This is a genomic window from Cryobacterium sp. 10I1, from assembly GCF_035019805.1.
GTDB lineage: Bacteria > Actinomycetota > Actinomycetes > Actinomycetales > Microbacteriaceae > Cryobacterium > Cryobacterium glucosi.
Genome location: NZ_JASJVF010000130.1, coordinates 1 through 9392 on the forward strand (window position 1 = coordinate 1; position 9392 = coordinate 9392).

Annotated in this window: 8 protein-coding genes; 2 read left to right on the forward strand and 6 right to left on the reverse strand. The window is 65.8% G+C overall.

Features of this window, described 5'->3' with window-relative positions:
- The 6 genes from QN345_RS11855 to QN345_RS11880 form a co-directional block, all read right to left on the reverse strand.
- Positions 1-413: hypothetical protein (locus QN345_RS11855; RefSeq protein WP_323508677.1), on the reverse strand; the 413-nt coding region annotated here is incomplete at its 3' end.
- A 98-nt stretch (positions 414-511) separates the two neighbouring features.
- The gene (typA, locus tag QN345_RS11860) at positions 512-2422 is read right to left on the reverse strand and encodes a translational GTPase TypA (RefSeq protein WP_134449530.1); all 1911 of its coding nucleotides are present in this window, start codon (positions 2420-2422) and stop codon (positions 512-514) included.
- Positions 2423-2656: 234 nt separating this feature from the next.
- Positions 2657-4408 (reverse strand): ABC transporter ATP-binding protein, encoded by a 1752-nt coding sequence (locus QN345_RS11865; protein ID WP_322189595.1) that lies wholly within the window; start codon positions 4406-4408, stop codon positions 2657-2659.
- Positions 4405-5352: an ABC transporter permease gene (locus QN345_RS11870; protein WP_322136187.1), complete on the reverse strand. Its 948-nt coding sequence runs from the start codon at positions 5350-5352 to the stop codon at positions 4405-4407. Before QN345_RS11870 ends, QN345_RS11865 begins: the two co-directional genes overlap by 4 nt.
- Complete coding sequence (locus tag QN345_RS11875) at positions 5342-6271, reverse strand: ABC transporter permease (protein ID WP_322136188.1); 930 nt, start codon at positions 6269-6271, stop codon at positions 5342-5344. The genes QN345_RS11870 and QN345_RS11875 overlap by 11 nt, the downstream gene beginning before the upstream one ends.
- A gap of 137 nt (positions 6272-6408) precedes the next feature.
- Positions 6409-8019 (reverse strand): ABC transporter substrate-binding protein, encoded by a 1611-nt coding sequence (locus QN345_RS11880; protein WP_322140711.1) that lies wholly within the window; start codon positions 8017-8019, stop codon positions 6409-6411.
- A 237-nt stretch (positions 8020-8256) separates the two neighbouring features.
- On the opposite strand from QN345_RS11880, the gene QN345_RS11885 reads away from it, so the two are divergent.
- Together QN345_RS11885 and QN345_RS11890 are read left to right on the forward strand one after the other, a co-directional pair.
- Positions 8257-8652: a DUF393 domain-containing protein gene (locus tag QN345_RS11885; protein ID WP_322136190.1), complete on the forward strand. Its 396-nt coding sequence runs from the start codon at positions 8257-8259 to the stop codon at positions 8650-8652.
- Positions 8649-9392: CPBP family intramembrane glutamic endopeptidase (locus QN345_RS11890; protein WP_323508678.1), on the forward strand; the 744-nt coding region annotated here is incomplete at its 3' end. The genes QN345_RS11885 and QN345_RS11890, both read left to right, overlap by 4 nt.

The following is a 9392-nucleotide window of genomic DNA, read 5'->3' on the forward strand; positions in this document are numbered from 1 at the left end:
TCCGTGTTTCCAGCGACGAGCACCGCGTAGTGATCGTTCTTCATCGAGACGAGACCTGCGGAGCCCACCGTCGCCGAGACGTCGCTCCCGGCCACGAAACCGGCGGCCGTCAGGGTCCGGGTGGCCTCGGCTACGGGATCGGCGGCGGTTGCCTTGACGGTCACGGTCCAGCCGGGCTTGTCACCCTTCTGGGCCGACGCGAACAGGATTTCGCCGTCGACGATGGGCACCTCGGACGGCCAGCCGGCCGGGAGCGCGCCGCCCAGGCTCACGTCTCCGTTTGTCGCACCCTGCACGGCCCCGTTCACGGCGTTCTGCGCGGCGTCGGCGCTGCATCCGGTCAGCAGCGTGCCGCCGACCAGGGCAAGCGCGATCGTCGCCAGGACGCGGGCGTGCAGGAGGGGTGTCGTCATCTTCTTCTCTTCCTCAGTCGTGGGGCAAAACAAACGGCGCCGGCGGTGCCGCTCTGGTCTACCAGAGCGTAACCGCCGGCGCCGCCGACAAGCTGGGACTAGTTCGCGTCCTGCTTCTTGATGCGCGAGACGTTGCGTGCGCGAGCGGATGCCGCGAGCTCGACCTTGCGGATACGCACGATCGCGGGGGTCACCTCGACACACTCGTCTTCACGGGCGAATTCGAGGCACTCCTCGAGCGTCAGCTGACGCGACGGCGTCATCGACTCGAAGGTGTCGGAGGTGGACTGACGCATGTTGGTCAGTTTCTTTTCCTTGGTGATGTTGACGTCCATGTCGTCGGCGCGCGAGTTCTCGCCGATGACCATGCCTTCGTAGACCTCTTCGGTCGGGTTGACGAAGAAGGACATCCGCTCCTGCAGGGCGATGATCGCGAACGGCGTCACGACGCCGTTGCGGTCGGCGACGATCGAGCCGTTGTTGCGGGTGATGATCGGGCCGGCCCAGGCCTCGTAGCCGTGGAAGATCGCGTTGGCGATACCGGTACCGCGGGTGTCGGTGAGGAACTGGGTGCGGAAGCCGATCAGGCCGCGGGACGGAACGATGAATTCCATCCGGACCCAGCCGGTGCCGTGGTTCGCCATGTTCTCCATGCGGCCCTTGCGCGCGGCGAGGAGCTGGGTGATCGCGCCGAGGTACTCTTCGGGCGAGTCGATGGTGAGGTGTTCGTACGGCTCGTGGATCTTGCCGTCGACGCGGTGCACGACGACCTGCGGCTTGCCGACGGTGAGCTCGAAGCCTTCGCGGCGCATCTGCTCGACGAGGATGGCGAGGGCGAGTTCGCCACGGCCCTGGACCTCCCAGGCGTCCGGGCGTCCGATGTCGACGACCTTCAGGGAGACGTTACCGACGAGTTCGCGGTCGAGACGGTCCTTGACCATGCGGGCGGTGAGCTTGTGGCCCTTGACCTTGCCCATGATGGGCGAGGTGTTGGTGCCGATCGTCATCGAGATGGCGGGCTCGTCGACCGTGATGGTCGGCAGCGCGCGGGGGTCGTCGGGGTCCGCGAGGGTCTCACCGATGGTGATGTCCTCGAAGCCGGCGACGGCGACGATGTCGCCGGGGCCCGCGCTCTCGGTCGGGTAGCGGTCGAGAGCCTTGGTGATCAGGAGCTCGGTGACGCGCACGTTGTGCACCGAACCGTCGTGCTTGATCCAGGCGACGGTCTGGCCCTTGCGGATCGTGCCGTGGAAGACGCGGAGCAGCGCGAGGCGGCCGAGGAACGGCGAGGCGTCGAGGTTGGTGACGTGGGCCTGCAGCGGGTGCTCGTCGTCGTAGACGGGGGCCGGGATGTGCTCGAGGATCGCTTCGAAGAGCGGCTCGAGGTCGGCGTTGTCGGGCAACTGGCCGTTCTCGGGCTGGTTGCGGCTCGCGGCGCCGTTACGGCCGGACGCGTAGACGACGGGGACGTCGAGAATGGCGTCGAGGTCGAGGTCGGGGTGCGTGTCGGCCATGTCGCTCGCGAGGCCGATGAGCAGGTCCTGGCTCTCCGCGACGACCTCTTCGATGCGCGCGTCCGGGCGGTCGGTCTTGTTGACCAGGAGGATCACGGGCAGGTGGGCCTCGAGCGCCTTGCGCAGCACGAAGCGGGTCTGCGGCAGCGGGCCCTCGCTCGCGTCGACGAGGAGAACGACACCGTCGACCATGGACAGGCCGCGCTCGACCTCGCCACCGAAGTCGGCGTGGCCGGGGGTGTCGATCACGTTGATCGTGATGGGGCCGTCGGTGGCGTGGATGCCCTTGTACGAGATCGCCGTGTTCTTGGCGAGGATGGTGATGCCCTTTTCGCGCTCGAGCTCGTTCGAGTCCATCGCGCGCTCGTCCACGTGCGAGTGGTCCGAGAACGAGTTGGTCTGCTGGAGCATCGCGTCAACCAGCGTGGTCTTGCCGTGGTCGACGTGGGCGACGATTGCGACATTTCGGAGGTTATTGCGCGTGGCAATCGCCATGAAGTGAATCCTTACGAAGAATGATGCCGCGGACAAACGGATGCGGCGAAGAATGGATGTATTTGGTCAAGGTCCGACCCAACGGATAATCCTACCGCACTCTCCCTGCCGGGAGGCTGGGAGCCCCGTTGTGGCCGCGTCTCCGGGGTGTTCCGGGCATCCGCTTGGACGACGAACGGGGCGGGGACCGCAGTCCCCGCCCCGTTTCCGGGCGCTGAAGCCGGTCGGTCCTGTCTAGCGCCCGAACTCGAAGTTGCCGCCCGGGATCGCGGCGAGCAGCTCTTGCGTGTATGTCTGACGCGGATTTTCGAAGACCTCGTCCGTCGTCGCGGCCTCGACGATCCGGCCCTGCTGCATGACGCAGACGTTGTCCGCGACGAGGCGGACGACGGCGAGGTCGTGGGTGATGAACAGGTAGGTCAGGTCGAGTTCCGTCTGCAGCTCGGTCAGGAGGTTGAGCACCTGGCCCTGCACGAGCACGTCGAGAGCGGAGACCGCCTCGTCGAGCACGAGCACGTCCGGCTTGAGCGCGAGCGCCCGAGCGATCGCGATACGCTGACGCTGGCCGCCCGAGAGTTCACTCGGGTAGCGGTGCCGGGACGCCCAGGGCAGCGAGACCTGGTCGAGGAGCTCCCGCACCCGGGCCTGGCGTTCCTTGGCGGTGCCGACCTTGTGGGCGAGCAACGGCTCTGCGATGGTGTTGCCGACGTTGTACTGCGGGTCGAGGGAGCCGTACGGGTCCTGGAAGACCGGCTGCACGCGGCGGCGGAACTTCAGCAGGTCCGCGCCCTTGAGGCCGGCGACGTCCTGGCCGTCGAACTCGATCTGCCCGCTCGTGATGGATTCGAGCTGCAGGATGAGCTTGGCGACCGTGGACTTGCCGGAGCCCGACTCGCCGACCAGCGCGGTCGTCGTGCCCTTCTTGATGCCGAAGGACACGTCGTTGACCGCGAGCAGTTCGTTGTACTTGAAGCCCTTGGTGCGAATGCGGTACATCTTCGAGATGCCCTGGACCGAGATCAGGTCCTTGGCCGGTGCGGTCTGCTCCCGCTCGATCGCGCGGTTCACGAGAACCTGGTCGTTCGAGCCGGCTGCGGAAACATCCGCTTCGACCGCGACGGAGTGCTTGGCCGACTGGATGCGCCGCGATGCGAGGCTCGGCGCCGCGGCGACGAGGCGCTGCGTGTACGGATGCTGCGGGTTGGCCAGGATCTCCTGCGAGGGACCGGACTCGACGACCTTGCCCTTGTACATCACGACGAGCTGTTCCGCGCGCTCGGCCGCGAGGCCGAGGTCGTGCGTGATGAACAGCACCGAGGTGCCGTAGTCGCGCGTGAGCGTCGCGAGGTGGTCGAGGATCTGGCGCTGCACCGTGACGTCGAGCGCGGAGGTCGGCTCGTCGGCGATCAGCAGCTTCGGACGGGCCGAGAGGCCGATCCCGATCAGCACGCGCTGGCGCATGCCGCCGGAGAACTGGTGCGGGAACTGCTTGAGCCGGTCCTCAGCGTCGCTGAGACCAGCTTCCTTGAGCACCTCGATGGTGCGCAGTTTCGCGGCCTTCCTGCTCATGGCGCCGCCGTTCGCCCGGATGGCCTCTTCGACCTGGAAGCCGATGTTCCAGACCGGGTTGAGGTTCGACATCGGGTCCTGGGGCACATAGCCGATCAGGCGCCCGCGGACGTCCTGCATGTCCTTGGGCTTGAGGGTCGTGAGGTCGCGTCCCTCGAACAGGATCTGGCCGGCGGTGACCTTGCCGGTGTTGGCGAGCAGGTTGATGATCGCCTGCGCCGTCGTGGTCTTGCCCGACCCGGACTCGCCAACGATCGCGAGGGTCTGGCCGGGATACAGCGTGAGGTTGACGCCGCGCACGGCGGGAACCACTCCGTGCTGGGTCTGGAAGCCGACCTCGAGATCGCGAATCTCGAGGAGGGGGGAATTCTCGTCCCGGCCGGCGGTGGTCACGGGTTCAATCACGGTCTGGCTCATCGGCGTGCCCTCGATTCGGGGTCGAGTGCGTCGCGCACGGCGTCGCCGAGCATCAGGAAGGCGAGCACGGTCAGGGACAGGGCGATGGCGGGATAGATCAGCACCTGGGGGTTCGTTCGGATCGACGACTGGGCCGCGTTGATGTCATTGCCCCAGGACATGATCTGCGGCGGTAGCCCGATGCCGAGGAACGACAGCGTCGCCTCCGCGACGATGAACGTGCCGAGGGAAACCGTGGCGATCACGATTACGGGGGCGATCGCGTTGGGCACGACGTGGCGCACGAGGATCCGGAACTTCGAGACGCCGAGGGCGATCGACGCCGTGACGTAGTCCGAGTTCCGGGCCGAGAGCACCGAACCGCGCATGATCCTGGCGATTTGCGGCCAGGCGAAGATCGAAAGGACCAGGGCGATCGTGACCGGGGTGCGGTCCGGGAGGACCGACATCAGTACGATCGCACCGAGCACGGTCGGGACGGCGAAGAAGATGTCGCCGATCCGGGAGACGATCGCGTCGAACACGCCGCCGTAGTATCCCGCGAGGGCTCCCACGACGAGTCCGAAGAGAGTGACGATCATGGTTGCGAGCAGACCGACCGTGACGGAGGCCTGGGTCCCGTGGATCATCCGCGAGTACACGTCACAGCCCTGCCGGGTGAAGCCGAGCAGATGCCCTTCTTCCGGTCCCTTGTTGCTGTTGGCGAGCAGGCAGTTCTGGTCCGGTGCCACCTGGGTGAAGATGCCGGGGAACAGGGCCACGATCACGATCAGCAGAATAAGGGCGGACGAGATCCAGAAACTGGGCTTGCCGCGCAGCGATTCCCAGGCATCCGCCCAGGTACTGCGGGCCTTCTCGGTCTCGTCGAGGCGGTCGACCGCAGCGATGGGGGTGTCTTCGAGCGCAGCGACGAAGTGCGGCTGCGTTTGACGATTACTTGGCATAACGAATCCTCGGGTCCAGGGCTGCGTACAGCAGGTCGACGAGCAGGTTCGCCAGCACGAAGATCACGACCATGACGGCGATGAACGACACCACGGTCGGCCCTTCGCCGAGTTTGATCGCCTTGTAGACGGTGCCGCCGACACCGTTGATGTTGAAGATGCCCTCTGTCACGATCGCACCCACCATGAGAGAGCCGAGGTCGACGCCGAGGAAGGTGACGACGGGAACGAGCGAGTTCCGCAGCACGTGCACGGTGACGACGCGGCGTCTCGACAGCCCCTTCGCCGTCGCGGTGCGCACGAAGTCGGCGCCGAGGTTCTCGGAGACGCTCGCCCGGGTGAGCCGCACGATGTACGCGAACGAGACGGTGGCGAGCACGATGGCCGGCAGGACCAGTTCGGAGAGCGGGGCCTCGCTGCTGACCGTCGTGCGGGCCCAACCGAGCTTGATCGCGAAGACGTACTGCAGGATGAAGCCGATCACGAACGTCGGCACGCTGATCAGCAGCAGGCTGACGACGAGGGCGCTTGCGTCGAAGAGCTTGCCCTTGCGGAGACCCGCGACGAGGCCGACGAGGATACCGGCGACGGACTCGAAGAACAGTGCGAGAAGCGCGAGCCGGGCGGTGATCGGGAAGGCGGCGGCCATCACGTCGGAAACTGCGCGACCGGAGTACGTGGTGCCGAGATCCCCGTGGAAGAAGCCGCCGATGTAGATGAGGTACTGCACGATGAACGGCTGGTCCAGGTGGTACTGGACACGGAGCTGTTCGATCACCCCTGGCGCGGGTTGCCGGTCACCGAAGAGGGCGGCAATGGGATCTCCGGGGAGGGAGAACACCATGAAGTAGATGAGGAAGGTGGCGCCGAAGAATACCGGAATCATCTGGAGCAGGCGCTTGCCGGTGTACCAGAGCATCAGGTTCCCGCACTGGAACGAACGGTCATGAGAATCGCAATCACTGGTCGAGTCTAGCGAGCGATGCCCGGGACTGAGTGCCCCGGGCATCGCTACGCATGAAACTGGGTTCTATTTTTGGGGGTTGAGCGGGGGAACTAGCCCTTGGTGATTTCGTTGTACAGCGGCACGCCGTCCCAGCCGAAGACGACATTCTGAGTCTTGTCGGACCAGACACCAACGGCGTTGGAATACCAGAGCGGAACGGTCGGAAGGTCCTTGAGCAGCACTTCCTGGGCCTTCTGGTAGAGGGCGGTGGAATCGTCGACGGTCTTGGCAGCCGAACCCTGCTTGAGGAGGCCGTCGAACTCGGCGCTGCTGTATGCCTCGTAGTTCGAGCTGGCACCGGTCTGGTACAGCGGCGCGAGGAAGTTGAACATGCCCGGGTAGTCGCCCTGCCAGCCGGCGCGGGTGGCACCGGTCAGCGTCTTCGCCTTGCGGTCGGCGAGCGCGGCCTTGAAGGTCGCGTACGGCTTGCCGACTGCATTGATGCCCAGGGTGTTCTTGATGCTGTTGGCCACGGCGTCGACCCAGGCGGCGTGTCCACCGTCGGAGTTGTACGCGATGTCGAACGTGCCGGTGTACGGGGAGATCTTGTCAGCGGCAGCCCAGTCCTTGACGGCTTCTTCCTTGTTGAACTTGAGCACGTCGGAGCCCTTGAGAGCGTCGGTGTAGCCCGGAATGACCGGGGAGGTGAAGTCGGTCGCCGGGGTACGGGTGCCCTGGAAGATCACCTTGGTGATCTCATCACGGTCGATGGCCATCGAGATGGCCGCGCGACGCAGCTTGCCCTCTTCGCCACTCCAGTGCTCGAGGTAGTACGGCATGTTGAATGCCTGGAAGATCGCGGCGGGCTGGTTCACGAAGCGCTCCGGGAAGTCCGTCTGGTAGTTCGCGAACGCGGCGTCGGGGACGGCATCGAGCACGTCGAGGTTTCCACCCTGGGCGTCGGCGTATGCCGAGTCGAGGGAGGAGTAGAAGACGATGCTCAGTCCGCCGTTGGCGGGGGTGCGCAGGCCCTTGTAGTCGGGGTTCGTCTTGAGTTCGATCTTGACGTTGTGCTCCCACGCGCCGGTCTTGGCCAGCATGTACGGGCCGTTGCCGATCGGGTTCTCACCGAATGCTGCCATGTCGGTGAATGCGACGGACGGCAGCGGCATGAAGGCCGTGTAGCCGAGGGTGAGCGGGAAGTCCGCCTGCGGCGTGCTGAGAGCGACCGTGAAGGTCGAGTCGTCGACGACCTTGAGCCCGGTGAGTTCGGTGTCGGCTTCTTCGCTGTAGCCTTCGACGTTGCTGAAGAAGGACGATGCGCCCTGGGCGTTGCTCATTTTCGCGCCGTAGTTCCAGGCGTCGACGAACGACTTGGACGTGACGGCCTCGCCGTTGGTGAACTTCCAGCCCGTGTTGAGCGTGATGGTCCAGTGCTGAGCGTCGTCGGCCGAGATCGACTTGGCGACCTCGTTTTTGGCCTCGCCCTTGGCGTCGTAGGACACCAGTCCGGCGTAGATCGACGTCATGATCTTGCCGCCACCGGTTTCGGTGGTATTCGTCGTGATCAACGGGTTCTGCGGTTCGGAACCGTTGGTCGAGATGATCGCAGACGTGTCACCCGTCTTCGCGGGTGTCGTCGAGCCGCTGGCGCAGCCGGAGAGCATGAGCGCTCCCGCTGTGGCCAGAGCGATGGGAATGCCCAGTCTCCTGATTTTCAATTTTCCTCCAGTGCGCAGGGAAACGCCGCGCGATTCGGGACCGCGAAGACGCCTCAGATACTTCTGACCCTAAGTATTCATTGAGCCAAAAGCACAATCGCGGATGGAATCGTTACCTCGACGAAACATCTTGCGCAAATTCGTTGCGCAGATAGGGAGTCTTTCGCCGAAATTGGCGTGGTCGCGCGAAGAACGCGCGCAGCCGCGCCGCGCTTTCATCGATGCGAGGATAGGGGTATGGATGCTGCTACACGTGCGCGCGCGACACTGCTGGTCTTCGACGGCGACTGTGCCTTCTGCACGACCGCCGTCGGGTGGATGCGCCGCCTGTTGCCCGTGATGCCGGACGCCGCGCCGTACCAGTGGACCGATCTCCCGGCGTACGGGCTCACCGAAGCGGATGCCCGCTCCCGGGTCTGGCTCGTCGACCCCGCTGGAGTGCGGTTCGGCGGTGCCGCCGCAGTGTCCGCCCTGCTTCGCCACCAGCCCACTCCCGGCTTGCGTTTCCTCGGCTGGCTCGGCACCGTGCCGCCGTGGTCCTGGGCCGCTGAGGCCGGCTACCGGGTGGTCGCCCGCAACCGGCACCGCCTGCCAGGCGGAACGCCGGCCTGCCGGATGAAACCCGCCGAGTGACAGCCGGCGGTACCAACCGGGCGCGACTGGCCTGGGAAGTCGTCATCGTCCTCGGGCTGTCGCTCGGGGCGTCCGCCGTCTATTCGATCGTGTCGATCGTCGCTCGCCTGACCGACACGACCCCGCTCGGCAACCAGTCGACAACCATCAACGGCTCGCAGTCGACACGGGAATGGCTCGACTTCACGTACCAGTTCCTCGGCATCTTCTTCGAGCTCTTCGCGGTCGCCCTCGTGCTCTACCTGCTCTGGCGGCCCGGGTCGAGCAGTTTCCGCCGCCTCGGCTTCGACCTGACCCAGCCGCGACGGGACCTGCTCGGCGGCGTCCTGCTCGTGCTTGCGATCGGCATCCCCGGCCTGGGCCTGTACCTCGCCGGGCGGGCGCTCGGCATCACGGTCGCGGTCGTCGCCTCCCCCATCAACACGTTCTGGTGGACGATCCCGATCCTGCTGTTCTCCGCGGTGCGCGCCGCGCTCAGCGAGGAGCTCATCGTGGTCGGGTACCTCTTCATCCGGCTCAGGGAGCTCGGCTGGTCGACCTGGACGATCATCACGGCATCGGCGCTGCTCCGCGGCAGCTATCACCTCTACCAGGGCATCGGACCGTTCGTCGGCAACGCCGCCATGGGCGTCGTCTTCGGCTGGTGCTACACCCGCTGGGGTCGCACGGCGCCGCTCGTCGTGGCGCACACGATCCTCGACGTGGTCTCTTTCGTCGGCTACCCGCTCGCTGTCGCCTGG

Coding starts and splice junctions, on each gene's coding strand:
- QN345_RS11865 (WP_322189595.1), bottom strand. CDS start 4,408: ATGAGCCAGACCGTGATTGAACCCGTGACCACCGCCGGCCGGGACGAG.
- QN345_RS11885 (WP_322136190.1), top strand. CDS start 8,257: ATGGATGCTGCTACACGTGCGCGCGCGACACTGCTGGTCTTCGACGGC.
- QN345_RS11875 (WP_322136188.1), bottom strand. CDS start 6,271: ATGCTCTGGTACACCGGCAAGCGCCTGCTCCAGATGATTCCGGTATTC.
- QN345_RS11870 (WP_322136187.1), bottom strand. CDS start 5,352: ATGCCAAGTAATCGTCAAACGCAGCCGCACTTCGTCGCTGCGCTCGAA.
- typA (WP_134449530.1), bottom strand. CDS start 2,422: ATGGCGATTGCCACGCGCAATAACCTCCGAAATGTCGCAATCGTCGCC.